The organism is Streptomyces sp. NPDC088725 (genome assembly GCF_044751305.1).
Taxonomy (GTDB): Bacteria; Actinomycetota; Actinomycetes; order Streptomycetales; family Streptomycetaceae; genus Streptomyces.
Map to the genome: position 1 here is coordinate 184,132 of NZ_JBIVLO010000006.1, position 26,578 is coordinate 210,709.

Below are 26,578 nucleotides of genomic sequence, written 5' to 3' on the forward strand. Positions count from 1 at the left end.
CAGACATGGACCGCCGCATTTTCGGGCTGGAGAACGAGTACGGCGTCACGTGCACGTTCAGGGGACAGCGCCGACTGTCACCTGACGAAGTGGCGCGCTACCTCTTCCGCCGTGTTGTCTCATGGGGCCGCAGCAGCAATGTCTTCCTGCGGAACGGCGCCCGCCTCTACCTCGACGTGGGTTCGCATCCGGAATACGCAACTCCCGAATGCGACAATCTGACTGAGCTGGTCACCCACGACAAAGCAGGCGAGCGCATTCTTGAAGGCCTGCTCGTCGACGCCGAACGCCGCCTGCACGAGGAGGGAATCGCGGGCGACGTCTATCTCTTCAAGAACAACACCGACTCGGCGGGAAACTCCTACGGCTGTCACGAGAACTATCTCGTCGCCCGCCACGGAGAGTTCTCGCGGCTCGCGGACATTCTCATTCCCTTCCTCGTCACGCGACAGCTGATCTGCGGAGCCGGCAAGGTGCTCCAGACCCCGCGGGGCGCGGTCTACTGCGTCAGCCAGCGCGCCGAGCACATCTGGGAGGGTGTCAGCTCCGCCACCACCCGTTCCCGTCCGATCATCAACACCCGTGACGAGCCGCACGCCGACGCGGAGCGCTACCGGCGTCTCCATGTCATCGTCGGTGACTCGAACATGTCCGAGACGACCATGCTGCTCAAGGTCGGTGCCACCGATCTCGTGCTGCGCATGATCGAGGCGGGCACGGTGATGCGTGATCTCACGCTGGAGAACCCCATCCGGGCCATCCGCGAGGTCAGCCACGACATCACCGGCCGGCGCAAGGTGCGCCTGGCCAGCGGCCGTGAGGCCTCGGCCATCGAGATCCAGCGGGAGTACTACGACAAGGCCGTGGACTTCGTGGACCGCCGGGGCATCCGCACCGGTGTGGTCGAACAGGTCCTGGAGCTGTGGGGCCGCACACTCGACGCCATCGAGGCCGAAGATCTCGACCGCATCGACACCGAGATCGACTGGGTCATGAAGTACAAGCTCCTGGAGCGGTACCGGGCCAAGCACAACATGACCATGTCGCATCCGCGAGTCGCTCAGATAGACCTCGCCTACCACGACATCCACCGCCGGCGCGGGCTGTACTACCTCCTGGAGAAAAAGGGCCAGGCCGCCAGGGTCTGCAACGACCTGAAGATCTTCGAGGGCAAGTCGGTGCCCCCGCAGACCACCAGGGCGCGGCTGCGCGGCGACTTCATCCGCCGGGCCCAGGAGCAGCGCAGGGACTTCACGGTCGACTGGGTGCATCTCAAGCTCAACGACCAGGCGCAGCGCACCGTGTTGTGCAAGGACCCGTTCCGGTCGGTGGACGACCGGGTGGAGAAGCTGATCGCCGGAATGTAGGCCGCGTGGCGCCGGTTTCACCGGTTCGGGCGGTTTGTGGGCGGTCGTGCGCACCGTATGCGCGTGGGCCCCGTGCGAGTTCTGCACGGGGCCCACGCGCATGCCGCACGCCGGGACGGCCGACATGGGGTCGTAGAGTGGCGCCACCGACATCCCTGCTACCCCCACGAGGATCCACTGTGCGACGCCGCCTTGCAGCCTTGCTCATCCTGCCGGCACTGGTGCTGACCGCCTGCGGAGGTGGTGACGACTCCAAGAAGAAGGACGACGCCGCTTCTTCTCCTTCCGCGTCCGCGCCGCCCTCGCAGGCGCCCGTTCCCAAGCCCGTCGACACGGCGAGCCCCCTGCCGAAGGTCACAGGGGCGGACGGCAAGAAGGCGACGATCACCGCCCCGAAGGAGAAGCCGAGCGACAAGTTCGTCGTGAAGACGCTCGACAAGGGTGACGGCGCCACGGTCAAGTCGGGCGAACTGGTGATGGCCAACTTCACCGGCAAGATCTGGCAGGGCAACAAGGAGCTCGGCAGCTCGTACGACAAGGGCGCCTCGCCGCAGCTCATCCCCGCCGGCGCGAAGACCGTCATCCCGGCCTTCGCCGACGCGGTCGTGGGCCAGAAGATCGGCAGCCGCGTGCTCGTCGTCGCGCCGCCCGCCGCGGCCTTCGGATCCGCGGGCAGCCAGCAGCTCGGCGTCACCGGCACCGACACCCTGATCTTCGTGCTGGACATCAAAGAGGTGATCCCGAAGAGGGCGCAGGGCACCCAGTCGTCGATCCCGTCGGACCTGCCGCAGATCAAGGCGGACAAGGACGCGCCGGCCACGATCTCCGTGCCGAAGAACGACCCGCCCAAGGAGCTGGTCGACAAGGTGCTGATCGAGGGCAAGGGCGCCACCGTCAAGAACGGCCAGACCGTCTACATGCAGTACAGCGGTGCCACCTGGAAGCCCAACGAGGGCAAGCCGGAGGCCACGCTGTTCGACTCCTCCTGGAAGACCGGCTCGCCGTTCGCCACCGTCATCGGCCAGGGCCAGGTCATCGAGGGCTGGGACAAGGGCCTCGTGGGCAAGAAGGTCGGCAGCCGCGTGCTGCTCGTCATCCCGCCGGCGCTCGGCTACAAGGACCAGGCGCAGGGTGACACCATCCCGGCCAACTCCACCCTGGTCTTCGTCGTGGACATCGTGGCGACCGCGTAGGGTCCGGCGCCCGCTCAGGACCTGGCGACGGCGTGAGCACCCGGGACGGGTGCAAGACTGTCCCGGTTGTCCGTTCATCTGTGGAGGAGCAGTTCAGTGAGTATCGAAAAGCCCGAGATCGATTTCCCGGAAGGCCCGGCGCCCACCGATCTGCAGATCGTGGACATCTGGGAGGGTGACGGTCCGGTGGCCAAGGCCGGCGACAAGGTCTCCGTCCACTACGTCGGCGTGGCCTTCTCCACCGGTGAGGAGTTCGACGCCTCCTGGAACCGCGGTGCGCCGCTCTCCTTCCCGCTCGGCGCCGGCCGGGTCATCGCGGGCTGGGACCAGGGCGTGCAGGGCATGAAGGTCGGCGGCCGCCGCCGGCTGACCATCCCCGCGCACCTCGCGTACGGTGACCGCGGCGCCGGTGACGCGATCGCCCCGGGCGAGACGCTGATCTTCGTCTGCGATCTGATCTCCGTCTGATCACTTCATGACACCCTGAGGGCCCATGCTGTCCGGCATGGGCCCTCGGCTTTGCCGGGGCACCCCGGGGCGGTACGGTCGACGCGCGGAGGCGGCACGATCAAAAGGGGTGCGGAGCGTCGATGGCCATTGCCAAGGCCGAGCGGCTGATGAATCTGGCGCTGTGCCTGCTCGGTACCCGGCGCCCGCTCAGCAAACGGGAGCTGCGTGGCTCCATCGAGGCCTACCTCGAAGCGGGTTCCGACGACTCCTTCAACCGGATGTTCGAGCGGGACAAGGACGATCTGCGCGAACTCGGTCTGGTGATCGAGACGGTCGAGAACATCGAGGGCGACACCGGATATCTGGCCCGTCGCGACAGCAACAGACTGCCCGCCATCACCCTCGACGGCGAGGAGGCCGCGGCCCTCGGACTCGCGGCCAAGGTCTGGCAGCAGGCACGCCTGGCGGGCGCCGCGAGCGGTGCCCTGCAGAAGCTGCGCGCGGCCGGGATGCCCGAGGCCGAGGACTCGTACGAGGTCCATCACAGCGCCCTCGAACCGCGCATCCCCGTCCACGAGGCCGCCTTCGAGCCGTTGATGCTCGCCTGCCGCGACCGCCGTCCCGTCGTCTTCGACTACCGCAAGGCCAACGCGGCGCTCTCCGAGCAGCGCCAGGTCGAGCCCTGGACGCTGGAATGCTGGCGCGGCCACTGGTACCTGGCCGGCTGGGACCGCGACCGGAGCGCCGAGCGCGTCTTCCGGCTCTCCAGGATCGCCGGACGGGTCCGTTCACGCGCCGGGGAGTTCCAGGCGCCGGTGCCCGACGCCGTGACCGTGCGCGAGACCGTGGAGAGCTGGGCGGGGGAGACGGCGACCCGCTCCGCCCTGATCAGGCTGCGCTCCGGCTGCGGATACCCGCTGCGCGCCAGGGCGCTGTCGTCACGGGACCTGGGAGACGGGTGGGACGAGCTGAATGTGCCGTACGGGCACGGGCTCGACGCCTGGCTGGTGGAGTTCGGCCCCGATGTGGTCGTCCTGGAGCCCGCTGATCTGCGGGCCGACGTCGTGGAGCGGCTGCGCGCCGTGGCCAAGGGCTGAGAGGGCTCGTACACACCATGGCAGCCAACGCCATCGACCAGACCCGGCGGATGCTCTCGCTGGTGACCTATCTGCGGGAGCGCCCCGGCGCCCATGTCAGTGATGTCGCCCGCGCGTTCGGTATCACCGAGGACGAACTCATCGCCGACCTCGACGTGCTGCCCATGTGCGGGACCAGCTTCCGCGGCGGTGACCTGCTCGACATCGACACCGACGGCGACCGCATCTGGTGGCACAACGCGGACGACGTGGCGCAGCCGCTGCGGCTCGCCGCCGACGAGGCGACGGCCCTGCTCGTCGCCGCACGCGCCGTAGCGACCCTGCCCGGGCTGCGCGAGAGCGACCGGCAGGCGCTGCTGCGCGCCACCGCGAAGCTGGAGGCAGCCGCGGGCGAGGCGGCGGGGGCCAGCTCCCGGCTCTCGGTGACCTTCGAGTCGGAGGGCGGCGTGTTCGCCGAGGTGGACCGGGCCATCTCCAAGCGCCGCAGGCTCTGGCTGCGCTACTACTCACCGGCTCGTGACGAGCTGACCGAGCGCGAGGTCGACCCGATCCGGCTGTTCGCGGTGGGGCACACGTACATGGAGGCGTGGTGCCGGCTCTCGGAGGCGCGCCGGACCTTCCGGCTCGACCGCGTCGCCGAGATCAGGCTGCTCGACGCCCCGGCCGCGCCGCCGGAGCTGGAACTGCGTGATCTGTCGGAGGGGCTTGTCCAGCCGTCGGCCGACGATCCCGAAGTGGTGGTCGATGTCGGTCCGGGCGGCCGGTGGGTGGCGGAGTACTACCCGCACGACAGCGCGGTCGAACTTCCCGACGGCGGACTGCGGATCACCCTGCGTACCCCCGCACCGGCTTCGCTCAGGCGGCTCGCGCTGCGGCTCGGCGGGGACGGCAGGATCGTCTCCCCGCAGGATCTGACGGACAGTGCGCGGTCGGCGGCGCTCGAGGCCCTGGCGGCCTACGACGGCCAGGAATAAGGAGATCAGCGAAAGATGCCGGCCGCTTCCGAAAATTCCGGTTTTTCCGAATGTGCAGCCATGTCCGAGGTGCCGCCCGCTCCTCCGGTTCTCTTCCAGGCGGCCTGTCCGGAGTGCCGTGCCCGTTTCGAACTGTCCGCGGGCGCGATCCTGCTGGCGATCGGCGCCAGCAGGAAGACCACGTTCTACTCCTTCACCTGCCCGGAGTGCGAGACCGCTGTCCGCAAGCCGGCGGGTGAGCGCATCGTCGAACTCCTCACGGGCGGCGGGGTGCGGACGCTGCGCCTCCACTCCACCGTCTGAGCCCTCGTCCGCCCGACCGGCGGAACCCGCCGGTCAGGGGCACTAGGCTCGTCCCATGTTCTGGCCTATGCTTGCCATCGCTCTGGGGTTCTGCGGCATCGCCGTACTCGGCCTGCTGGCGATCCGTGTCTTCCTCGAAGCCCAGCGCCTCGGCCGCCAAGTCGCCGCCACGACCGACCGGATCAACCGCGCGGCGGAGGACCTGGAACACGCCGCCACACGGCTCGCCACGACCGGCGAAGCCCTGCGGTAGTGAACGCGAAGCACCGTCATGGCGAACGCCCCCTGCTGCGGCGGGCTTCAGGAGGGTACGCTGCACAGCGCGGCCCCGGCAGTGCGATAACGGGCCGCAACCGGAAGTACGCGCAGGGCTTGCCCCCGGTTTACCCCTGAGCGTTACGATCGCTGCACGTACACACGGCGGATCCCGGTCCGGAGTCGGCCGAATTCGGTGCAGGCCCCGTCCCATGCCGCCTCGGTGAGAAGGAAACGCTTATGTTCGGAAGGCTCGGAGCCCCCGAGATCATTCTCATCCTCGTCGTGATCGTCCTGCTGTTCGGCGCGAAGAAGCTTCCAGACATGGCGCGTTCGCTCGGCAAGTCGGCTCGTATCCTCAAGAGCGAGGCCAAGGCGATGAAGTCGGAAGGCGGCCAGCAGGCCGCCACCCCGGCGGACCCGCCGCACGACACCACCCAGGACCAGGCCGTGCCGCGCACGATCCGGGCCGCTCCCGGCGACGTCACCAGCGCCCGCCCGGTGAACGAGCCGACGGATTCCGCACAGCGCTGACACCAGGGCCGGAGCGGACGGTGCCGGCAGGGACCGTCCGCCGCACGAGATGAGGACGTGGGTTGCTTAAGTCTGCCCGCAAGCAGGAGAAGGACGTCGAGGGACGCATGCCCCTCGTGGAGCACTTGCGTGAGCTGCGCAACCGCGTCGCCAAGGCGTTGCTGGCGATCGTCGTCGTGACGATCGCCTCCGCCTTCGTCTACAAGGACATCATCGAGTTCTTCACCAATCCGGTGCTCCACGCCGTCGGCTGCCACTCGTCGTTCGCGGACCTGTCCAAGCAGGAGGACGGGACGTGCGCCCGTATCGTCCTGAACGGCCTGCTGACACCGTTCACGCTCGCGCTCAAGGTGTCTCTGATGGCCGGCGTCGTCTTCTCGTCGCCGGTCTGGCTCTACCAGCTGTGGGCCTTCGTCGCTCCCGGTCTCCACCGGCACGAGCGCAAGTACTCGCTCAGCTTCGTCGCCGCAGGCTTCCCGCTCTTCCTCGCGGGGGGCTTTTTCGCGTACGAGACCCTGCCCACGATGGCGCAGGTTCTCCTCGACTTCTCGCCCGCCGGGCTGGACAACCAGCTTCCGCTGGACGATCTGCTCGATCTGATCACGCGCATGGTGGTCGTCTTCGGCCTCTCCTTCGAGCTGCCCCTGCTCCTCGTGATGCTCAATTTCGGTGGGATCATCACCGGCAAGCGGATGGCCGGCTGGTGGCGGATCATGATCATGGGCATCACGGTGTTCGCGGCGGTCGCGACGCCCAGTACCGACCCGCTCACCATGCTGGCGCTGGCGGGCCCGATCTGGGTGCTGTACTTCGTCGCCGTGGCGATCGCGCTCTTCAATGACCGGCGCAGGGCGCTGCGCGCGGCTTCGGAACCCGACGACGACGAAGCCTCCGAGCTGGACCTGACACCCGAGAGCGTCGGAGCGATCGAGCCGGTCTCCGCGTCGCCCTCTCTGCCGGAGCAGGCCGACGGCGGCCGGTCGAACCGGGTGAACGGCTACGACGACATCACCTGAGCCCGAGCCGGTGCGGTGCGCGCGGCGGCCGACGCGGTGCCGCGCGTGATCCGGCCCGGGTACGCGCCACCGGGTGCTCGGCCGGTACGGGGCGAGCGCGGTAAAAGATCGCGGTGACTGTCAGACGTGACGGGTAGGCTCGAGAGCAAGATGACTGAGGACCTCTCACCAGCCGAGCGGTACGCCGCTGCCCGGACCCGCGCCGCCGAGCAGGCCACGCAGCTCGGGCCTTTCCGCGAGATGTACGAATTCGGCCTGGACCCTTTCCAGATCGAGGCCTGCCAGGCCCTTGAGGCCGGAAAGGGCGTGCTGGTCGCGGCGCCCACCGGTTCGGGCAAGACCATCGTCGGCGAATTCGCCGTGCACCTGGCCCTGGCCGAGGGCCGCAAGTGTTTCTACACCACGCCCATCAAGGCCCTGTCCAACCAGAAGTACGCGGACCTGGTCAAGCGCTACGGCGCCGACAAGGTCGGCCTGCTGACCGGGGACAACAGCGTCAATTCCGACGCTCCGGTGGTCGTCATGACCACCGAGGTGCTGCGGAACATGCTCTATGCGGGCTCGCAGTCGCTGCGCGGGCTCGGCTATGTCGTGATGGACGAGGTGCACTACCTCTCCGACCGCTTCCGGGGCGCCGTCTGGGAAGAGGTGATCATCCACCTCCCCGACTCCGTCACGCTGGTCTCCCTCTCCGCCACGGTGTCGAACGCGGAAGAGTTCGGTGACTGGCTGGACACGGTCCGTGGCGACACCGAGGTGATCGTCTCCGAGCACCGGCCCGTGCCCCTCTGGCAGCACGTGATGGCGGGCCGCCGGATGTACGACCTCTTCGAGGAGGAGAGCGACCACGGCGGCCGCGGCGCGGGCAGGCGCGAGACCAATCCCGACCTCGTCCGGATGGCCCGGATGGAGAATCAGCGTACGTACAACCCCCGCGACCGCCGCCGGGGGAAGTCGGTCCGCGAGGCCGACCGGGAGCGCGAGCGCAGAAGCCGCAGCCGCGTCTGGACACCGTCGCGGCCCGAGGTCATCGCGCGCCTCGAAGCCGAGGACCTGCTGCCCGCCATCACCTTCATCTTCAGCAGGGCCGCCTGCGAGGCCGCGGTACAGCAGTGCCTGTTCGCGGGCCTGCGGCTGAACGGGGACGACGCGCGGCAGCGGGTGCGCGAGATCGTGGAGGAGCGCACCGCGTCCATTCCGCGCGAGGACCTGCATGTCCTCGGCTACTACGAATGGCTCGAAGGTCTTGAGCGCGGTGTCGCCGCGCACCACGCGGGCATGCTGCCCACCTTCAAGGAGGTCGTCGAGGAGCTGTTCCTGCGCGGCCTCGTCAAGGCGGTCTTCGCCACGGAGACCCTGGCGCTCGGCATCAACATGCCCGCCAGGTCCGTGGTGCTGGAGAAGCTGGTCAAGTGGAACGGTGAGCAGCACGCCGACATCACCCCCGGTGAGTACACCCAGCTGACCGGCCGCGCCGGCCGCCGGGGCATCGACGTCGAGGGCCACGCCGTCGTGCTCTGGCAGCGCGGCATGGATCCGGGCGCGCTCGCCGGGCTCGCCGGGACGCGTACGTATCCGCTGCGCTCCAGTTTCCGGCCGTCGTACAACATGGCGGTCAATCTGGTGCAGCAGTTCGGCAGGCACCGCTCGCGCGAGCTGCTGGAGACCTCCTTCGCCCAGTTCCAGGCCGACAAGTCGGTCGTCGGGATCTCCCGGCAGGTGCAGAAGAACGAAGAAGGGCTCGACGGCTACCGCGAGGGCATGACCTGCCACCTCGGGGACTTCGAGGAGTACGCGCGGCTGCGCCGCGACCTCAAGGACCGGGAGAACGACCTCGCCAAGCAGGGCGCGGTGCAGCGCAGGGCGGCCGCGGCCTCCTCGCTGGAGAAGCTGAAGCCGGGCGACGTCATCCACGTGCCGACGGGGAAGTTCGCCGGCCTCGCGCTGGTGCTCGACCCCGGCGTGCCCGCGGGCCGGGCCAACGGGCACCGGGGCCTCGAGTACCAGGAAGGGCCGCGCCCGCTCGTACTGACCGCGGAGCGGCAGGTCAAGCGGCTCGCGTCGATGGACTTCCCGGTGCCGGTCGAGCCGCTGGAGCGGATGCGCGTCCCCAAGTCGTTCAACGCGCGCTCGCCGCAGTCCCGCCGGGACCTGGCGTCCGCGCTGCGCGCGAAGGCCGGGCACATCGAGCCCGAGCGGCGCCGCAAGAAGCGCGCGGAGGCCGCCGACGACCGCGAGATCGCCCGGCTGCGCACCGAGCTGCGCGCGCACCCCTGCCACGGCTGCGACGAGCGGGAGGACCACGCCAGGTGGGCCGAGCGCTACCACCGGCTCCAGCGTGACACCCGGCAGCTGGAGCGGCGGATCGAGGGGCGGACGAACACAATCGCCCGTACCTTCGACCGGATCGTGGCGCTCCTCACCGAGCTGGACTACCTGCGCGGGAACGAGGTCACCCAGCACGGCAAGCGGCTCGCCCGGCTCTACGGCGAGCTGGATCTGCTCGCCAGTGAGTGCCTGCGCGACGGCGTGTGGGAGGGGCTCGGCCCCGCCGAACTGGCCGCCTGTGCCTCGGCCTTGGTGTACGAGGCGCGGCAGGCCGACGACGCGGTGACGCCCAAGGTCCCCTCGGGCAACGCGAAAGCCGCGCTGGGCGACATGGTACGGATCTGGGGCCGTCTCGACGCGCTGGAGGAAGACCTGAAGATCAGCCAGACGGAAGGGGTCGGCCAGCGCGAGCCGGACCTCGGCTTCGCCTGGCCCGTCTACATGTGGGCCTCGGGCAAGGGACTCGACGAGGTACTGCGCGAGGCGGAGATGCCGGCCGGTGACTTCGTGCGCTGGTGCAAGCAGGTGATCGATGTCCTCGGCCAGATCGCGGCCGCCGCGCCCCGTGAGGACAGCACGGTGGCGAAGAACGCGCGCAAGGCGGTCGACGCGGTGCTGCGCGGAGTGGTGGCGTACAGCTCGGTCGGCTGAGACCGGCGCCTGTGTGCGCGGAGCGAGGTGGATGAGGCCCTCGCCGCATCGATTCAGCGTCCGAATCGATGCGGCGGGGGCCTTTCGCCGTCGTGTCCGGTGTAGCGCGGCCTCACACGGGCGGTCGCGGGTCCGCCGTCACGTTCAGGCCGCCCAGGAGCAGGTCGAGGCCGGTGGTGAACTGGTCGCGGTCGTCGTGGTCGCGCAGGTCCGTGGCGGTGTGCGTCAGGAAGGGATACTCGGCGGGGTCGAGTTCTTTCCAGCGTTCGGCGGTCCGGGTGAGAAAGGCGTCACGGTCGGTGGTCACGTCGGCGGTGGTGAACGGCGCGACGATCTGGGCGCTGACGCCGGTGATGTAGTACGAGATCGCGGTGGCGACCGCGAAACGCCGTTCGGCGGGCAGCCCGGTTCGCGCGACGAGGGTGCCGATGCGGTCGAGCAGGCGCAGCGCGTTCGGCAGCTTGACCGGCGCCTTGACGCGTGACGCCGCCCACGCGTGCCGGTGCAGGGCGTCGAAGACGGACACGGCAAGTGCGCGCAGCCCGGCGCCTTCCCCGCCGCGCGGGGCCTCGGCGAGGGCCTGGCCGAGCACCTGATCGGCGGCCAGGGCGACCAGTTCGTCCTTGTTCGCCACATGCCAGTACAGCGCGCCGGGTCCGGTGTTCAGCCGCTGGGCCAGCAACCGGAAGGTGAGCCCCCGCTCGCCGTGTTCGTCCAGCAGCGCGACGGCCGCGCCGACGATCACCTCTCGCGAAAGGGCGCCGGCGCGACCCCCTGTGGGTGCTCTTCCCCGTGTTCGTGGCATGGCCTCATTTTGACACACAGTGGATCGGCGTTCCATATTACTTTTGGAACGCCGATCCATATGAGTGTCCGGGCCGACGCCTCGCGTTCCGTCCGTACAGAAACGAGGAAGCCCATGAACGCGAGCCACCCCACGATCGTCATCGTCGGCGCCGGTCTCGGCGGCCTGACTCTCGCCCGGGTCCTGCACGTCCACGGCATCCCCGCGACGGTCTACGAGGCCGAAGCGTCGCCCGGGTCCCGCACGCAGGGCGGCCAGCTGGACATCCACGAGGGCGACGGGCAGCGCGCGCTCGCCGACGCCGGCCTCACCGGCGAGTTCCGCGCGATCATCCACGAGGGCGCCGAGGCGATGCGCGTGCTCGACCAGCACGGCACACTGCTGTACGACGAACCCGACGACGGCACGGCGCGGCGTCCCGAAGTGCTCCGCGGAGACCTGCGGCGCATCCTGCTCGACTCCCTGCCCGACCGGACGGTCCAGTGGGGACACAAGGTCACCGGTGTCAGGTCCCTCGGCGACGGCCGGCACGAACTGACCTTCGCCGACGGCTCGACCGTGACCAGCGGTCTCCTCGTCGGCGCCGACGGCGCCTGGTCGAAGATCCGCCCGCTGCTCTCCGGCGCCGAGCCCGCGTACACCGGCACGACGTTCATCGAGACCTACCTCTACGACGCCGACGAGCGGCACGCCGCGACGGCCGGGGCGGTCGGCGCCGGCGCGATGTGTGCGCTGACCCCGGGGAAGGGAATCGCCGCGCACCGCGAGGCGGGGAACATCCTGCACACGTACGTGGAGCTGAACCGCCCCGCCGAGTGGATCGCCGGCATCGACTTCACGGATGCCGCCACCGCGACCGCTCGGGTCGCGGCCGAGTTCGACGGGTGGGCACCGGAACTCACCGCGCTGATCACCGACGGCGAGACCGCGCCGGTCGCCCGCATGATTCACTCACTCCCGGACGGACACCGGTGGGAGCGCGTGCCCGGAGTGACGCTCCTCGGCGATGCCGCTCACCTGATGCCGCCGTCCGGTGACGGCGCGAACCTGGCGATGTTCGACGGAGCCGAACTCGGCAAGGCGATCGCCGCTCACCCCGATGACGCCGAAGCGGCTCTCACCGCCTACGAAGAGGCGCTGTTCCCGCGCACCGAGCCCTTCTACGCCGACGCGCGCGACATGCTGGATCTCCTGCTCGGCGACCGCGCGCCCTTCGGATTCCTTGAGCTCTTCAACGGTGGTCCCCAGGACCAGGACGGGGCGCCGGGACAGGCCTGAGCCGCATCTCCGACAGGAAGCGTGACGGCGGCCTGAGGGATTCGGTCGTGGTGGCGGGTGGCTGTGAGAGCGCGTCCGGGCCGGTGGCCTCAGCCGGCCAGGGCCCGTGCCATCGCCGTCAGTTCGGCCGCGTCCATGACCCGGTCGCCGTACCCGGGCAGCGGTACGTGCAGCGCCCGCGTCCAGCGTCGCGGGATCGCGTCGAGCCCGTAGAGCGCGCCCGCGAGAGCGCCGGTCACGGCGGCGACCGTGTCCGTGTCACCGCCGAGGTCGATCGCGGCAGCCAGCGCCGATTCGTACGAGTCCGTCGTGCGCAGCGCCCAGAGAGCCGAGCCCAGACACGGCCACACCGCTCCGTTGAACTCCGTCGCCAGATCGGGGCGCCAGTCGGCGGAGAGCACGGTGGCCCAGCGCCCGCGGTGATGTTCGTGGACCCTGGTGAGTGCGCCGGGGACCGCGCGCAGCGGGTCGCGTCCCTCGATGGCGACCCGTATCAGCTCGTGCAGCACGGCCGTGCCCTCCCAGGCGGCGCGGTCGCCGTGGGTGAGCGCGGCGATCTTCCGGGCCGCGGACATCGTGGCGTCCTGGCCGGCCGACGCGAAGTACACGGCGGAGGTGGCCGCGCGCATCAACGAGCCGTTGCCCGCTGCCCGTCCGGTGCGCTGATAGTGGATGGCCGCCGCCAGATCCCAGGCGTCGCCGCTCGTCAGGACCGACTCGGTCTGCAGGCCGATGTCCTTGGGGTCCCCGGCGGCCCAGCGCCTGAACCGCTCGAACATGTCCGGTGCGTCCAGCCCCCCGCACGCCAGCAGTGATTCGCCGACGAGGACCGCCATCTGCGTGTCGTCGGTGGCCTCGCCGGGTTCCCAGCCGGCGCCCCCGCACATCTCGCCCACACCGTCCGGGAACTTCACCGAGTAGAAACCGGCGTAACCGAACTCGAAGGGTGCGCCCAGGGCGTCTCCGACGGCGGAGCCGACGACAGCTCCGGCTGCTCTGTTGTCTCTGTCTCCTCTGTCCGCTGTGTCCGCTCGATGCACAGAACACTCCCTGACTGCCTCTGCTGACGTGTGCGGGTTCCGGCCGCCGAGGCTAGCTGCGATCCCCGTTCCGGCGCCGGAAGTTGTTGAAACTGCTTTTAATTTCACGCCACTTGATCGCGCCGCCCGCGCTCACCGTGAGGGCGAGGAACAGGATCGTGAACCACTGGAAATACCAGTGCCCGCCCGCCGGGTCGTACACGGCGGCCCGGGGCCAGGCCAGATTGACCGCCATGAACGTTCCGTACAGCACGGCGAGCACATTGACCGGAAGTCCCCAACGGCCCAGTGAGAAAAGCGGCTTGCCCGTCTCGTCGGTCCCGGTTTCGGCCGCCGCGGCCTCGCCCGGCTTCGCGGTGTACGTGCCGCGCAGCCGGCGGACCAGCATCGGGCCCGTCACCATGACGTACGCCAGGTAGACCATCGCGATGCACGTCGTACCGATGGCCAGAAACGCCTCCGGCGAGGCCAGGTTGAGCAGACAGAGCGCCGCGGCCACCGTCCCCACGACCAGTGCGGTGGCGGCGGGCATGCCGGTGCGCGGCGAGACCTTCGCCAGCCGGTGCGCCCCCGGAAGCGCGCCGTCGCGCGCCATCGAGAAGAGCATGCGGGAGCCCGACGTCTGGATGGCGAGCGTGGCGACGCCGATCGCGATCGCCACGTCGACGAGCAGCGCCCGGCCGACGCCGTCGCCGAGCGTGCTGGTCAGGACGTACGAAAGCCCCTCCGTGCCGAGCCGCCCGTCGGTGAGGCTGGGAGCGGCGAGCAGTCCGCCGAGCAGCAGCAGTCCGCCCAGCACTCCGGCGGACGCGAGGGCGAGGAGGATCGTGCGTGGTGCGGTACGGCGCGGGCTGCGCGTCTCCTCGCTCAACTCGCCCGCGCTGTCGAACCCGATGAGGACGTACGCGGCGGTGAACGACCCCACCAGCAGCGCGCCGACGGCGCCGCCCTGGCCGCCCGTGTGCAGGGTGATGCCGGGCCCGCGCGCGCTGTGGGTGAAGAGGAGCACCACGATCAGCGCGGCGCCGATGATCTCGGCGGTGACCCCGATGCGGTTGACGGCCGACATCACCCGGTTGTCGAGCATGTTCACCGCGGTTGTCAGAGCCAGCAACACCACTGCCAGCAAAGCCGCGTTGGCCGCTCCGCTCACCGAGGCGGGCGCCGGATCGGTGCCGATGAGCTGGAAGCCGGACCAGACGGCGGGCAGGACGACCTGGAGCGCCAGCGCGGCCGCCGCGACCACGACCATCTGACCGATCACCATGGTCCAGCCGGCGAACCAGCCGAAGGACGGGGTGCTGAGCCGGGTCGACCACTGGTAGATCGCGCCCGACAGCGGGTAACGGGCGGCCAGTTCGGCGAAACAAGCCGCCACGAGAAGCTGGCCTGTGAGCACCGCGGGCCAGGTCCAGAAGAAGGCGGCGCCGCCGAACGAGTAGCCGAACGCGAAGAATTGGAAGACGGTGGTGAGGACGGATATGAAGGAGAACCCGGCGGCGAACGAGGCGTAGCGCCCCATGCTCCGGTGCAGTTCCTGCCGATAGCCGAAACCGGCCAGCGCGACTGAGTCGCGCCGGCCGGTCCCGGATGGTTCCTGCCGTACGTCCGTGGACGCGGTGCCGGTCATGGCAGCCCCTGTCGCTGATCCCTGTCGGGTGAGACAGAAATGAGGGAGACGCTGTTTCCCCGGCCTTACGCGTCCGTGTCCGAACGGCGCCCAACTCCTCGCTTACATCTTAGGCATGAGAACGGTGTCGATGATGTTGACCGTGGCGTTGGCGGTGGGAACGTTGCCGCAGACCACGTTCGCGGTGTCGTTGACCTTGTACGCCTCACCCGAACCGGACGTGCTCAGCGTCGACTTCTCCAGCGTCGGGTACGTGCCGCTCGCCAGCTGCTTGGTGGTGAGCTTCTCACCGACGACGTGGTACGTGAGGATCTTGGTCAGCATCGCCTTGTCGGCCAGGACCTTGTCCAGGTCGGCCTTCGGGAGCTTGGCGAAGGCGTCGTTGGTCGGGGCGAACACCGTGATGTTCTCCGCGTTGTTGAGTGTGTCCACGAGGCCGGCCTTCTTCACCGCGGTGACCAGCGTGGACAGGGCGGGGTTGTTGGAGGCGGCGGTGGCGACCGGGTCCTTGGACATGCCGTCGAAGCTGCCCGCGCCTTCCTTGGGAACCGAGGCACACGCCGAGCCGAACGGCTTGTCGCCCATACCGGCGGCCGCGTCGTCCGAGGTGTCGGGCGCCTGCGGGGCGGCCGACGACGCCTTGTCGCCGCTGTCCTTGCTGTCACTGCTGTCGCTGGAGCAGGCGCTCAGCGCGAGCGGCAGAACGGCGAGGCCGACGACGGCGACAGCGGCACGGTGGAAACGAGTGGCGTTCATGAGGTTTCTCCTTGAAAGAGGACGCACGGAATCTGTGCGGTGTTGTTCGGAAGGTGTTGTTCGGAAGGTGCGTTCAGAAGGTGCTGTTCGCACAAGCTGCGGGAGAGTGCCGGGCAACGGCCGCGTCAGGTCACGGCGACCACCACCGAGTGCCAGCCGGTCGCGCCGTCGGGTACGGTCTCGGCCCGTTCGTCCGTCTGTGTGTAGCCGTCCCGGTCGGTGGCGCGGACTTCGAGGGTGTGGCTGCCGGAGGTGGCAGGCCACTCCCACATCCACTGCCGCCAGGTGTCGCGCGAGTCCTCGGCCGCGAGCCTGGCCTCGTGCCAGGGACCGCCGTCGACCCGTACTTCGACCTTGCTGATACCGCGACGCTGCGCCCAGGCCACCCCGGCGACCGGCACCTTTCCGGCCTTGGGGCCGGCGAACGGCCGCGGGGTGTCGATCCGCGACTCGGTCTTGATGGGCGCCCGCCGGGACCAGGTCCGCTTCACCCAGTAGGCGTCGTAGTCGTCGAACGTGGTGAGTTCGAGGTCCTCCAGCCACTTGCAGGCCGAGACATAACCGTACAGTCCCGGCACCAGCATCCTTACCGGGAAGCCGTGTTCGAAGGGCAGCGGCTCGCCGTTCATGCCCAGGACGAGCATGGCGTCGCGGCCGTCCATGACCGTGTCGACGGGTGAGCCGATGGTCATGCCGTCCACCGAGCGGGCCACGAGCTGGTCGGCGGGCCCGCCTTCCGAGGGCGGACGAACGCCCGCCTCGCGCAGCAGATCGGCCAGCCGTACGCCGATCCAGCGCGCGTTGCCCACGTACGGGCCGCCCACCGGGTTCGACACGCACGTCAGGGTGATGTCGCGCTCGATCAGCTCCCGTTGGAGCAGGTCCTGGTAGCTGACGGTCAGCGGCTCCGGAACGCCCCTGCCGTGGATCCGCAGCCGCCAGTTCGCGGCATCGACCCGCGGCACCACCAGCGCGGTGTCCACCCGGTAGAAGTCCTTGTTGGACGTGGTGAAGGAACTCATCCCCGGCACCCGCAGATCCGCGCCCGTGGGTATGGGGCGGGCCGGCGAGGCGGGGTGTGGCAGGACGATGTCCTGCCGTGAGGCGGCGGCCTCGGCCGCCCCTGATGCGTTGAGCCGGCGTCCCACGACGCCCGCTCCGGCAGAGGCCGCCACCGCGGCGGTCGCGGCGATCACAAAGCCGCGCCGGTCGAAAGCCCCGCCGGCTCCGGCCGCTCCGCCCGCCCCGTCCCGCGTACCGTCCGGCCCGCCGGCCGGAGGGGACGCGGGAGACAGCGGGGACGTACCGGGCACCAGCCTGCCGGCCAGCAGATACAGCACCCCGCAGGCGAGCAGAGCGCCGACCGCCGACGGCAGTGCGTCGAGCGGACCGCTGTCCGGCCGCCCGGCCGCCGACACCGCGCCGACCGCGCCGAAGACCAGAACCGCTGCGGAACCGGCGAGCCGGTGACGCAGCGCGACCACGCCGACCGTCATGGCGAAGACCGCCAGGAGGGCCAGGATGCCGAGCTGCAGCACCAGCTTGTCGTTGGTCCCGAAGTTCCGTACGGCGAAGTCCTTCAGCGCCGGGGGAGTGCGGTCGATGACCGCGCCGCCCACCGCCGTGATGGGACTCGCCTCGGGCCTGATCGCCGCCGAGACCAGCTCGGCGACGCCCAGCGCCGCGAAGCCCGTGATCAATCCGCTCGACGCGGCCGCCACGACGCGCGGCAGCCGGGCCGTCCACCGGGGACGTCCGGCCTCCGGCGCCCGTACGGCTGAAGGCGGGGCTTTCAGATCTTCGCTCACACCGGCCATTCGGTGCGGGAAGCATGGCGGATTGGTCGTTCACCCGAAGGAATTAAGTTTTCCGGTCCCGGGAGAAAGATCGCTGACGGGACCAATCCCCGGCCCCCGTGGCTTCGAAGGTTCTGTGAGGGCCCTGCCCGAATGGACGTACGAGGGAGCGGTATGAGTGGCGAACGGCGGCGAACGGCCGTGGTCGGCAGTGGAGTCGCGGGACTGACCGCCGCGTACGTACTGCGGCGCGAGCACGACGTGGAGCTGTACGAGGCGGACGACCGGCTCGGCGGGCACGCGCACACCCACGACGTACCGTCGGCCGACGGCCGGGTGCACCGCGTCGACACCGGCTTCATCGTGCACAACGAGCGTACGTACCCGAGCCTGCTGCGGCTCTTCGGTGAACTGGGAGTAACCACCCAGGAGTCGGAGATGAGCATGTCCGTACGGTGCGCGGGGTGCGGGCTCGAATACGCCGGCGCGCGCGGCCTGACCGGCCTCTTCGCCCAGCCGCGCAACGCGCTGCGCCCGCGTTATCTGCGCATGCTCACCGAAGTCCCCAACTTCCACCGGCAGGCGCGCCGGCTCCTCGCGTCCCGGGACAGCGCGGACGCGGCTCTCACGCTCGGCGAATTCCTCGCACGCGGCCGCTTCTCCCCTTATTTCACCGCCCACTTCATGACGCCGCTCGTCTCGGCGGTCTGGTCGTGCGACGCCACGACGGCGATGCGCTACCCGGCGCGCTATCTGTTCCGCTTCATGGACCACCACGGGATGCTCGCGATCAAGGGCTCGCCCGTGTGGCGCACGGTCGGCGGCGGATCACGCGCGTACGTCGACCTCGTCGCCAAGCGGCTCGCCGCCGTGCACACCTCCACGCCGGTACGGTCCGTCCGCCGCCTGGCGGACGGCGTCGAGATCACCGCCGACGACGGGGTCCCCCGGCGGTACGACTCCGTGGTCGTCGCCGTCCACCCCGACCAGGCGCTGCGGCTGCTCGCGGACGCAACGGACGACGAACGACGGGTGCTCGGCGCGTTCAAGTACTCCCGTAACCCCACCCAACTGCACACCGACACGGCCGTGTTGCCGCGCAGCGGGGGCGCCCGCGCCTCCTGGAACCTGTGGCTGCCCTCCTGCGAGGCGGGCGCCGACGCCGTACGCGTCAGCTACGACATGAACCGGCTCCAGCGGCTCGACGCCCCCGAGACCTATGTGGTCACACTGAACGGCGCCGAACGCGTGGACACCGACAAGGTGCTCGCCCGCATGGTCTACGAACACCCCGTCTACACGCCCGAGTCCGTGGCTGCCCAGGAAGAACTGCCCTCGCTCAGCGGGCCGGTCACCGCCTTCGCGGGGGCATACCACGGCTGGGGGTTCCACGAGGACGGCTGCCGCTCGGGAGTCGAGGCGGCCGCCGCGCTGGGCGTGACATGGTGAGCCGCACCGGCACGGCCGGTGGCACCGGTACGGCCGGCGGGCGCGGCACGGCAGACGAGCCCGGCTCGGACGGAAATGACGAGGCGATCGGCAGCGTCCCCGCCCTCTACACCTGCACCGTCGGCCACGTACGGACCGCCCCGAGCCGCTACTCGCTGAGCCTGCGCACCTATATGTGGTTGATCGACCCCGATCAACCACCGCGCCTGCCCCGCCTGTTGCGTCCGCTCGCCGGATTCGACGCCCGTGACCACTTCGGCGGGACCCATCCCACCATCCGCGCCGGCCTGGACGCCTTCCTCGCCGCCCGCGGGATCGACCTGCGCGGCGGACAGGTGACGATGCTCGCGCACGCCCGGGTGTTCGGGCACGTCTTCAATCCGCTGACGCTGTTCTGGTGCCACGGACCGGACGGCGAGCGGCAATGCGTGGTCGCCGAGGTCCACAACACCTACGGCGAGCGACACTGCTATCTGCTGCGCCCCGATGCGAGCGAACAGGCCACCGTGGCCAAGGAGTTCTACGTCTCCCCGTTCTTCCCGGTCGACGGCGCCTACACCATGCGGCTGCCGGAACCGGGCGCGGAACTTCGCCTGGCGGTGCGGCTCGACCGTGCCGGAGGCAGTCCGTTCGCCGCGACCGTGCGGGGCGAACGCCGCCCCGCCACATCCAGGTCCCTGGTGCGCGCCGCACTGCGCCACCCGTGGTCCACCGCTGTCGTCTCCGCCGGAATCCGGCTGCACGGCATCCGGCTCTGGCTGCGCGGACTTCCCGTGCTGCCCCGTCCCCGTCATCGGCCCCAGGAGGGTGTGAAGTGAGCATTTCAGCCCAGTCTTCCCCATCGACAACCGCCGTCAACGCACCCGCCGTTGACACACACGCACCGGAAACGGACGCCGTTGACACACACGCACCGGAAACGGACGCCGTCGACACACACGTACTGGAAACGGACGCCGTCGACGCGCGCCGCTGGCCCGACGTGGCGCGGCTGCCCCGCGCGTCCTGGATCCGCACCGCCGTCGCGGAACGCGTCGTCCGGTACGCGCTCGGCCGGCTCCCCCTGCGGATCAGGCTCGGCGCGACCGAGACGCTGGGACGCGGCGGTCCGCTGATGGAGGTGCGCGAACCGCGCGCGTTCTTCCGCAGGATCGGCGCCGGCGGCCTGGTCGGCTTCGGTGAGTCGTACATGGCGGGGGAGTGGGAGGCCCCCGACCTCGTCGGCGTGCTGACCGTCCTCGCCGACCATGCCGCGAGCCTGATCCCCGCGCCCCTCCAGAAGCTCCGCTCGGCGTGGGCGCTCAAGCAGCCGGCCGCCCAGCGGAACACCCCCGACGGCTCGCGCGACAACATCAGCCACCACTACGACCTCTCGAACGAGCTGTTCGCGCTCTTCCTCGACGAGTCGCTGTCGTACTCCTCCGCCCTCTTCCGCGGCTTCCCCGCCGACCGGTCCCTGCTCGCCGCCGCACAGCACCGCAAGATCGACCGGCTCCTCGACCAGGCGGGCGTCGGACAGGGCACCCGGCTGCTGGAGATCGGCACCGGCTGGGGCGAACTGGCCATCCGCGCGGCGGCCCGCGGCGCGCGCGTGCTCACCGTGACGCTCTCCCAGGAACAGCGGGAGCTGGCCCGGGAACGCGTGAGAGAGGCGGGTCACGAGGACAGCGTCACCATCCAACTGCGCGACTACCGGAGGGTCGAGGGCACTTTCGACGCCGTGGTCAGCGTCGAGATGATCGAGGCGGTCGGCGCGGAGTTCTGGCCCGACTACTTCCGGACGCTCGACCGGCTGCTCGCGCCCGGCGGCCGGATCGCGCTCCAGGCGATCACCATGCCGCACGACCGCATGCTTGCCACCAAGGACACCTTCACCTGGATCCAGAAGTACATCTTCCCCGGCGGACTCCTGCCCTCCGTCGAGGCGATCGAGCAGGTCACCACCGACCACACCGCGCTGCGCGTACGCGAGCGCGACGGATTCGGACCGCACTACGCGCAGACGCTCAGGCTGTGGCGCGAACGCTTCGAGGAGCAGGCCCCACAGGTCGGCGCCCTCGGCTTCGACCGGACGTTCCGGCGCATGTGGAGCTTCTACCTCGCCTACTCCGAGGCGGGCTTCCGCTCCGGCTATCTCGACGTGCAGCAGATGCTGCTCACCAAGGAGGAGACTTCCCGATGACGGGTCCTCAGCGGCGCACCGGCGCCGCCCAGCAGCTGTTCCCCCTCGCCGAACAGCTCTTCGGCGACCGGCTGCCGCTGCGCCTGCGCGCCTGGGACGGCAGTACGGCGGGCCCGGAAGGCGCGCCCGTCGTCGTGCTCCGTTCGCGCCGCGCGCTGCGCAGGCTGGTCTGGCAGCCGGACGAACTGGGCCTCGCCCAGGCGTACATCACCGGCGAACTCGACATCGAGGGCGACCTCGCCGACGGCCTGCGCACCGTGTGGAGCGCTGTGCGCGAGCGAGGTCTGCGCCCGCCGAAGCTCACCCTGGCCGACCGCGCCCGCGCGGTACGCACCGCGCTGCGCCTCGGCGCCGTGGGGCCGCGTCCGCCCGCGCCGTCCTCCCAGGCGCGGCTGACGGGCACCCGGCACAGCAAGGCACGCGACCGGGCCGCGATCAGTCATCACTACGATCTCTCCAACGACTTCTACGCGTTGCTGCTGGACGAGACGATGGCGTACTCCTGCGGCTACTGGACGAGTGACGAGCCGGACTACACCCCCGCCGACGCGCAGCGCGACAAGCTGGAGTTGATCTGCCGCAAGCTCGGACTGCGGCCCGGCGCACGGCTGTTGGACATCGGCTGCGGCTGGGGATCGCTGACCCTGTACGCGGCCGAGCGGTACAAGACGCGGGTCACCGCCGTCACCCTGGCGCGCGAACAGGCCGAGTACGTACGGGCCCAGGTCAGGGAACGCGGTCTGGAGGAACTGGTCGAGGTGCGGCTCAGCGACTACCGCGACATCGAGCGCGGCGCGTACGACGCGGTGTCGACCGTCGAGATGGGTGAGCACGTCGGCGACGCCGAATACCCGGCGTTCACCGCCACCCTGCACGGCATGCTCCGGCCGGCCGGGCGGGTGCTCGTGCAGCAGATGTCCCGGGGCGCCACCGCTCCGGGCGGCGGCGCCTTCATCGAGTCGTACATCGCCCCCGACATGCACATGCGCCCGCTGGGCGACACCGTCTCGCTGCTGGAGGGCGCGGGACTCGAGGTGCGGTCCGTGCAGTCGCTGCGCGAGCACTACGGCCGTACGGTCGGTGCCTGGCACACCACGCTGGAGGAGCGCTGGGCGGAGTTCACCGCGCTGGTGGGCGAGGAGACCGCGCGGGTCTGGCGGCTGTACCTCGTGGGCGGGCGGCTCGCGTTCGAGGAACGGCGCATGGGCGTCGACCAGATCCTCGCCGTGCGCCCGGAGGCCGACGGCACCAGCGGGATGGCACCGACCCCGCGCGACTGGCACCGGGACGGCGGCCCGCGGTGAACGGCTACCCGTGGGGCGCGTTCGGCCAGGGGATCGGCGTGGCGGCCGGCGCGGCCCTCACCGTCATGCTCGTCACCTTCGCGATCGCCGTCGCCAGAGGCCTGCACCGGATCGTCGACATCGCGTGGGGCATCGGCTTCACGGCGGTCGCGGTCGCCTCGTACGCCGTCTCCACCGGACAGGGCGACGAGGCGCGGCGGCTGCTGGTGACCGTGCTGACCGCCGTCTGGGGCCTGCGCCTCGCCGCCCATATCGCCGCGCGCGGGCGCGGGCACGGCGAGGACAAGCGGTACGAGCGGATGCTCGACAAGGCGCCGGGCAACCGGAACGCGTACGCCCTGCGCATGGTCTATCTCCTCCAGGGCCTGCTGGTCGTGCTGATCTCGCTGCCCGTACAGGCGGCGCAGTACGTCACAGGCCCGGTCGGCCCGGTGGCGTACGCGGGGGTGGCGGTGTGGCTGGTCGGGCTGTTCTTCGAGGCGGTGGGCGACCGCCAGCTCGCCCGGTTCACGGCGGACCCGGCGAACAAGGGCCGGATCATGGACCGCGGGCTGTGGAGCTGGACCAGGCACCCCAACTACTTCGGTGACTTCTGTGTCTGGTGGGGGCTCTTCCTGATCGTCTGCGACGACCCGGTCGTGGCCGCCGCCACGGTGGTCAGCCCGCTGGTGATGAGTTTCCTGCTGACCATGGGCAGCGGGAAGCGCCTGCTGGAGCGGCACATGGCGGACCGTCCGGGATACGCCGCGTACGTGGCCCGCACCAGCGGCTTCTTCCCGTTGCCACCGCGCGGGCGACCGGCGGACGCGGCCGGGGACAGCCGTACGTAGTCGGCGCGGCGGACGTCACGGGCCCTCGATCGTGGGCGGCGCGGCCTCCTCGGAGGCCGGCCGCTGCTCGTCGTGGATGTAGCGGCCGCCGCGGAGCAGGGAGGCGAGCGCCGCGACGAGGCAGGCGGCGATCGCGAAGTCGAAGGCGACGGACAGACCGTCGGAGAACGGCCCGGAGATCAGCTCGGGGAAGAAGGCGCGGCCCGTCAGGAAGTCGGCCCTGCTCCGCGGCAGGTGAGCGAGCACACCGGGCCCCAGCAGGCTCTGGATCGGGTTGAAGCCCAGCAGCGAGGCGAACAGCACGCCGACCGGCGGGAGCGCGGCGACCTTGGCCGCGTCGGAGGCCGGCACCCCCTGGGCGGTCAGACCGTGGGTGAGCGCGGCGGGCAGTGAGCTGGAAAGCCCGGTGATCATCAGCGTGAAGAAGATGCCGATGGACAGCACCGTCGCCGTGTTCTGGAAGGTGGTGCTGATCCCGGCGCCCACGCCCCGCTGGTCGGGCGGCAGGCTGTTCATGATGGCCGCCCGGTTGGGAGACGCGAACAGGCCCATGGCCAGCCCGTTGCACAACAGAATCAGTGCGAACACCGGATAGCTGAAATTGACGGGCAGTGCCTCAAGACCCGCGAAGGTGGCGGCGGCGAGCAGCATGCCGCCGGTGGCGAAGGTCCGGGCGCCGAAGCGGTCGGACGCCCAGCCGGAGAACGGTCCCGCGACCAGGAATCCGATGGTCAGCGGCACCATGTAGATACCGGCCCACAGTGGGGTCTCGTGGAAGTCGTAGCCGTGCCGGGGCAGCCAGATGCCCTGGAGCCAGATGATCAGGATGAACATCAGGCCGCCGCGCCCCAGCGACGCCAGCAGATTGGCCACATTCCCGGCGGTGAACGCGCGGATCCGGAACAGCCCGAGATGGAACATCGGTTCCGCGACCTTGGTCTCCACCACACAGAACCCGGCCAGAACCGCGATCCCGCCGGCGATCGCGCCGATCACCCACGGGTTGGTCCAGCCCATGGTCTGGCCGCCGTAGGGCTGGATCCCGTACGTGATGCCGACCAGGACGGCGACCAGCCCGGCGGCGAAGCCGATATTGCCCCACCAGTCGAGCCTGGCCGGGGCCCGTACACCGGTGTCGTACAGCTTCAGATAGGCCCATACCGTCCCGAAGAGACCGAACGGCACGGACACCAGGAACACCAGGTGCCAGTTGACGGGCCCGAGCAGGCCGCCGAGGATCAGGCCCATGAACGAACCCGCGATGCCCGCCACCTGATTCAGCCCCAGGGCCAGACCGCGCTGCCGGGTGGGGAAGGCGTCGGTGAGGATGGCGCTGGAGTTCGCCATCAGCATCGCGCCGCCGACGCCTTGCAGGATCCTCATGCCGATCAGCCACAGGGCCGCCGCGGTGCCGTGTGTCCAGGTCACCGACAGCAGCACGGAGAAGACGGTGAAGACCGCGAACCCCATGTTGTACATCCGCACCCGGCCGTACATGTCACCGAGGCGCCCGAAGCTGACCACGAGCACTGCGGTGACCACCAGGTAGCCCATGATCAGCCACAGCAGCAGACTGATGTTGCCGGGCTCCAGCGGATTCACGCCGATGCCGCGGAAGATGTCGGGCAGCGCGATCAGCAGAATCGACTGGTTGATCGTCGCGATCAGGACACCCATGGTGGTGTTGGTCAGGGCGATCCACTTGTAGCGGGGCCCCGGTTCACGGTTGAGGGCCGGCCCTGCCTCGGCCCGGCCCGCGAACGGCTTGCGCACCGGGCATCACTCCCGTCACGTATACGTGCATGACGTCAGCCAATTTATGCCGGTCGGCCCTGTTCCGCTCCGGCACGGACGCGCCACCTGGGCCATTTGCCGCGTGGTGCCGCCCGCTCCGTACGCACTCGGTCGGTGCTCCGCACGTATGGGGTACGCCTCAGTCGAGCCCGCGTGCCCGGGAGAAACGCTCCCGGCCCTCGGCGAGGTCCACGATCGGGTCCGGATAGTCCAGCTCCGCGCGCTCGGGAGCCGTCAGTTTCCACGGCTGGTGCACGGCGGCGCCCGCCAGCCCCGCCAGCTCGGGCACCCAGCGCCGTACGTAATCACCGCGCGGATCGAACCGCTTGGCCTGGATCAGCGGATTGAGCACGCGGTTGGGCCGGGTGTCCGTGCCGGTGCCCGCCACCCACTGCCAGTTCAGCTGGTTGTTCGCGATGTCCCCGTCCACCAGCAGATCCAGGAAGTGGCGTGCGCCGGTCCGCCAGTCCACGTACAGCGTCTTGGTCAGGAAACTCGCCGTCAGGAGTCGGCCGCGGTTGTGCATCCAGCCCTCGTGCCGCAGCTGCCGCATGGCCGCGTCCACGACCGGATAGCCCGTACGTCCCTCCCGCCAGGCGTTGATCTCGTCCGCGTCCGAGCGCCAGTGGTCGCCGCGCGTCCGGTAGTCCGACCACGCGGCCCGGGGACGCGCCGCGAGCACCTGGTGGTGGAAGTCGCGCCAGGCCAGCTGGCGTACGAAGGCCGCGGCGCCCGCCCCGCCCCCGCGCCTGGCCCGGTGGACCAGCTCGGTGGGGGAGAGACACCCGAAGTGGAGGTACGGGGAGAGCCGGGAAGTGGCGTCCCCGAACAGGTCGTCATGGTTGTCCTCGTACGCGCCGACCCCCTTGCCGGAGGTCCCGTCGCCCGAGGCCCTGCTCCCGGAGGTTCTGCCGCCGAGCCAGGCCGTCAGCCGCTTGCGTCCGGCCTGCTCGCCGCCTTCGGCCAGACCGGGCGAGGTCCCCCGGACAGCGGCGCGCTCCGGCAGCGGATCACTGTCGAGCGCGGGCACCCGTACGGACCTCGGCGCGGCCATCGTCTCGCGCAGCCCCGTCTCCTGCCAGCGGCGGAAGTACGGCGTGAAGACCGCGAAGTGGTCGTTGCCCGCCGGGGTGATCCGGCCGGGCGGTACGGCGTTGCCGACCGCGTCGTGCACCTCCAGCGCGCACCCCGTGCCCGCCAGCGCCGTACGCAGCCGCTCCTCCCGGCGCGCCGCGTACCGGCTGACGCCCGCCGCGACATGGACCTGATGGGCACCGCTCTCGTGCACCACCTCACGGACCCGGGCGGCCACATCCCCCGTACGGATGATCAGCCGGCCGCCCCGCTCACGCAGCCCCGCGTCCAGTGAGCCCAGACAATCGGCGAGGAAGGCCCGCCGGTTGGGCGCGTCGAAGCCCGCTGCCCGTACCCCGGGGTCGAGGACGAACAGCGGCACCACCTCGTCCGCGCCGCGCAGGGCCGCACGTATCACCGGCTGGTCATGCACCCGCAGATCGGAGGTGAAGAGCAGCACGGCGACCGTCAT

The 26,578-nt window shown here is 70.2% G+C and carries 23 protein-coding genes; 16 read left to right on the top strand and 7 right to left on the bottom strand.

The features are described from left to right. The first annotated feature begins 5 nt into the window (after positions 1-5). From pafA to ACIP6N_RS17200, 10 genes are all read left to right on the top strand, one after another. A complete protein-coding gene (gene pafA, locus ACIP6N_RS17155; protein WP_401816473.1) occupies positions 6-1,367 on the top strand; it encodes a Pup--protein ligase in 1,362 nt (453 codons plus the stop codon). Positions 1,368-1,546: 179 nt separating this feature from the next. Next, entirely contained in the window at positions 1,547-2,560 is a 1,014-nt protein-coding gene (locus tag ACIP6N_RS17160; protein WP_401816475.1) for an FKBP-type peptidyl-prolyl cis-trans isomerase, read from the top strand. A 96-nt stretch (positions 2,561-2,656) separates the two neighbouring features. Further along, positions 2,657-3,028 carry an FKBP-type peptidyl-prolyl cis-trans isomerase gene (locus tag ACIP6N_RS17165; RefSeq protein ID WP_401816476.1) on the top strand — a complete coding sequence of 124 codons (372 nt, stop codon included), beginning with the start codon at positions 2,657-2,659 and terminating at the stop codon, positions 3,026-3,028. 122 nt (positions 3,029-3,150) lie between these two features. Then, positions 3,151-4,107, top strand: a complete 957-nt coding sequence (locus ACIP6N_RS17170) for a helix-turn-helix transcriptional regulator (RefSeq protein WP_401816477.1) — start codon at positions 3,151-3,153, stop codon at positions 4,105-4,107. Between the two features lie 17 nt (positions 4,108-4,124). Beyond that, positions 4,125-5,081 (top strand): helix-turn-helix transcriptional regulator, encoded by a 957-nt coding sequence (locus tag ACIP6N_RS17175; protein ID WP_401816478.1) that lies wholly within the window; start codon positions 4,125-4,127, stop codon positions 5,079-5,081. A gap of 60 nt (positions 5,082-5,141) precedes the next feature. Then, positions 5,142-5,384 (top strand): hypothetical protein, encoded by a 243-nt coding sequence (locus ACIP6N_RS17180; RefSeq protein WP_401816479.1) that lies wholly within the window; start codon positions 5,142-5,144, stop codon positions 5,382-5,384. Between the two features lie 55 nt (positions 5,385-5,439). Next, a complete protein-coding gene (locus ACIP6N_RS17185; protein WP_401816480.1) occupies positions 5,440-5,637 on the top strand; it encodes a hypothetical protein in 198 nt (65 codons plus the stop codon). A 242-nt stretch (positions 5,638-5,879) separates the two neighbouring features. Further along, positions 5,880-6,173 carry a Sec-independent protein translocase subunit TatA gene (gene tatA, locus ACIP6N_RS17190; RefSeq protein WP_401816482.1) on the top strand — a complete coding sequence of 98 codons (294 nt, stop codon included), beginning with the start codon at positions 5,880-5,882 and terminating at the stop codon, positions 6,171-6,173. A gap of 62 nt (positions 6,174-6,235) precedes the next feature. After that, positions 6,236-7,189, top strand: a complete 954-nt coding sequence (gene tatC / locus ACIP6N_RS17195) for a twin-arginine translocase subunit TatC (RefSeq protein WP_401816483.1) — start codon at positions 6,236-6,238, stop codon at positions 7,187-7,189. A gap of 150 nt (positions 7,190-7,339) precedes the next feature. Beyond that, entirely contained in the window at positions 7,340-10,168 is a 2,829-nt protein-coding gene (locus ACIP6N_RS17200; RefSeq protein ID WP_401816485.1) for a DEAD/DEAH box helicase, read from the top strand. Between the two features lie 112 nt (positions 10,169-10,280). Here the strand turns inward: ACIP6N_RS17200 and ACIP6N_RS17205 are convergent, their stop codons facing one another. Further along, positions 10,281-10,913, bottom strand: coding sequence for a TetR/AcrR family transcriptional regulator (locus ACIP6N_RS17205; RefSeq protein WP_401816487.1), 633 nt, complete (start codon positions 10,911-10,913; stop codon positions 10,281-10,283). 174 nt (positions 10,914-11,087) lie between these two features. Here ACIP6N_RS17205 and ACIP6N_RS17210 point away from each other — a divergent pair, with 174 nt between their 5' ends. Further along, positions 11,088-12,251: an FAD-dependent oxidoreductase gene (locus ACIP6N_RS17210; protein ID WP_401816488.1), complete on the top strand. Its 1,164-nt coding sequence runs from the start codon at positions 11,088-11,090 to the stop codon at positions 12,249-12,251. An 89-nt stretch (positions 12,252-12,340) separates the two neighbouring features. On the opposite strand, the gene ACIP6N_RS17215 is transcribed toward ACIP6N_RS17210, so the two are convergent. The 4 genes from ACIP6N_RS17215 to ACIP6N_RS17230 form a co-directional block, all read right to left on the bottom strand. Next, positions 12,341-13,291 carry an ADP-ribosylglycohydrolase family protein gene (locus ACIP6N_RS17215; RefSeq protein ID WP_401816490.1) on the bottom strand — a complete coding sequence of 317 codons (951 nt, stop codon included), beginning with the start codon at positions 13,289-13,291 and terminating at the stop codon, positions 12,341-12,343. A 52-nt stretch (positions 13,292-13,343) separates the two neighbouring features. Then, the gene (locus ACIP6N_RS17220; RefSeq protein ID WP_401816492.1) at positions 13,344-14,921 is read right to left on the bottom strand and encodes an amino acid permease; all 1,578 of its coding nucleotides are present in this window, start codon (positions 14,919-14,921) and stop codon (positions 13,344-13,346) included. 102 nt (positions 14,922-15,023) lie between these two features. Further along, on the bottom strand, positions 15,024-15,677 hold the full coding sequence (locus ACIP6N_RS17225; protein ID WP_401816493.1) for a fasciclin domain-containing protein: 654 nt from the start codon (positions 15,675-15,677) through the stop codon (positions 15,024-15,026). 125 nt (positions 15,678-15,802) lie between these two features. Continuing rightward, entirely contained in the window at positions 15,803-17,494 is a 1,692-nt protein-coding gene (locus tag ACIP6N_RS17230; RefSeq protein WP_401816495.1) for a molybdopterin-dependent oxidoreductase, read from the bottom strand. Between the two features lie 153 nt (positions 17,495-17,647). On the opposite strand from ACIP6N_RS17230, the gene ACIP6N_RS17235 reads away from it, so the two are divergent. From ACIP6N_RS17235 to ACIP6N_RS17255, 5 genes are all read left to right on the top strand, one after another. After that, on the top strand, positions 17,648-18,922 hold the full coding sequence (locus tag ACIP6N_RS17235; RefSeq protein WP_401816496.1) for an NAD(P)/FAD-dependent oxidoreductase: 1,275 nt from the start codon (positions 17,648-17,650) through the stop codon (positions 18,920-18,922). Further along, positions 18,916-19,740, top strand: a complete 825-nt coding sequence (locus ACIP6N_RS17240) for a DUF1365 domain-containing protein (RefSeq protein WP_401816497.1) — start codon at positions 18,916-18,918, stop codon at positions 19,738-19,740. Before ACIP6N_RS17235 ends, ACIP6N_RS17240 begins: the two co-directional genes overlap by 7 nt. Before the next feature lie 125 nt (positions 19,741-19,865). Beyond that, complete coding sequence (locus ACIP6N_RS17245) at positions 19,866-21,104, top strand: class I SAM-dependent methyltransferase (RefSeq protein ID WP_401816875.1); 1,239 nt, start codon at positions 19,866-19,868, stop codon at positions 21,102-21,104. Further along, positions 21,101-22,408 carry a class I SAM-dependent methyltransferase gene (locus ACIP6N_RS17250; RefSeq protein WP_401816498.1) on the top strand — a complete coding sequence of 436 codons (1,308 nt, stop codon included), beginning with the start codon at positions 21,101-21,103 and terminating at the stop codon, positions 22,406-22,408. The genes ACIP6N_RS17245 and ACIP6N_RS17250 overlap by 4 nt, the downstream gene beginning before the upstream one ends. Beyond that, entirely contained in the window at positions 22,405-23,238 is an 834-nt protein-coding gene (locus ACIP6N_RS17255; RefSeq protein ID WP_401816500.1) for a DUF1295 domain-containing protein, read from the top strand. The genes ACIP6N_RS17250 and ACIP6N_RS17255 overlap by 4 nt, the downstream gene beginning before the upstream one ends. 15 nt (positions 23,239-23,253) lie before the next feature. Here the strand turns inward: ACIP6N_RS17255 and ACIP6N_RS17260 are convergent, their stop codons facing one another. Both ACIP6N_RS17260 and ACIP6N_RS17265 read right to left on the bottom strand, forming a co-directional pair. Next, positions 23,254-24,915, bottom strand: coding sequence for an MFS transporter (locus ACIP6N_RS17260; protein WP_401816877.1), 1,662 nt, complete (start codon positions 24,913-24,915; stop codon positions 23,254-23,256). Between the two features lie 256 nt (positions 24,916-25,171). Next, a complete protein-coding gene (locus tag ACIP6N_RS17265; RefSeq protein WP_401816501.1) occupies positions 25,172-26,578 on the bottom strand; it encodes a cryptochrome/photolyase family protein in 1,407 nt (468 codons plus the stop codon).

Bases quoted from the DNA above. Each gene is read 5' to 3' on its own strand.
- ACIP6N_RS17230 (WP_401816495.1), bottom strand. From the start codon at position 17,494: ATGGCCGGTGTGAGCGAAGATCTGAAAGCCCCGCCTTCAGCCGTACGG.
- ACIP6N_RS17175 (WP_401816478.1), top strand. From the start codon at position 4,125: ATGGCAGCCAACGCCATCGACCAGACCCGGCGGATGCTCTCGCTGGTG.
- tatA (WP_401816482.1), top strand. From the start codon at position 5,880: ATGTTCGGAAGGCTCGGAGCCCCCGAGATCATTCTCATCCTCGTCGTG.
- pafA (WP_401816473.1), top strand. From the start codon at position 6: ATGGACCGCCGCATTTTCGGGCTGGAGAACGAGTACGGCGTCACGTGC.
- ACIP6N_RS17210 (WP_401816488.1), top strand. From the start codon at position 11,088: ATGAACGCGAGCCACCCCACGATCGTCATCGTCGGCGCCGGTCTCGGC.
- ACIP6N_RS17240 (WP_401816497.1), top strand. From the start codon at position 18,916: ATGGTGAGCCGCACCGGCACGGCCGGTGGCACCGGTACGGCCGGCGGG.
- ACIP6N_RS17220 (WP_401816492.1), bottom strand. From the start codon at position 14,921: ATGACCGGCACCGCGTCCACGGACGTACGGCAGGAACCATCCGGGACC.
- ACIP6N_RS17225 (WP_401816493.1), bottom strand. From the start codon at position 15,677: ATGAACGCCACTCGTTTCCACCGTGCCGCTGTCGCCGTCGTCGGCCTC.
- ACIP6N_RS17250 (WP_401816498.1), top strand. From the start codon at position 21,101: ATGACGGGTCCTCAGCGGCGCACCGGCGCCGCCCAGCAGCTGTTCCCC.
- ACIP6N_RS17235 (WP_401816496.1), top strand. From the start codon at position 17,648: ATGAGTGGCGAACGGCGGCGAACGGCCGTGGTCGGCAGTGGAGTCGCG.
- ACIP6N_RS17185 (WP_401816480.1), top strand. From the start codon at position 5,440: ATGTTCTGGCCTATGCTTGCCATCGCTCTGGGGTTCTGCGGCATCGCC.
- ACIP6N_RS17170 (WP_401816477.1), top strand. From the start codon at position 3,151: ATGGCCATTGCCAAGGCCGAGCGGCTGATGAATCTGGCGCTGTGCCTG.
- ACIP6N_RS17260 (WP_401816877.1), bottom strand. From the start codon at position 24,915: ATGGGTGTCCTGATCGCGACGATCAACCAGTCGATTCTGCTGATCGCG.
- ACIP6N_RS17265 (WP_401816501.1), bottom strand. From the start codon at position 26,578: ATGACGGTCGCCGTGCTGCTCTTCACCTCCGATCTGCGGGTGCATGAC.
- ACIP6N_RS17180 (WP_401816479.1), top strand. From the start codon at position 5,142: ATGTCCGAGGTGCCGCCCGCTCCTCCGGTTCTCTTCCAGGCGGCCTGT.
- ACIP6N_RS17200 (WP_401816485.1), top strand. From the start codon at position 7,340: ATGACTGAGGACCTCTCACCAGCCGAGCGGTACGCCGCTGCCCGGACC.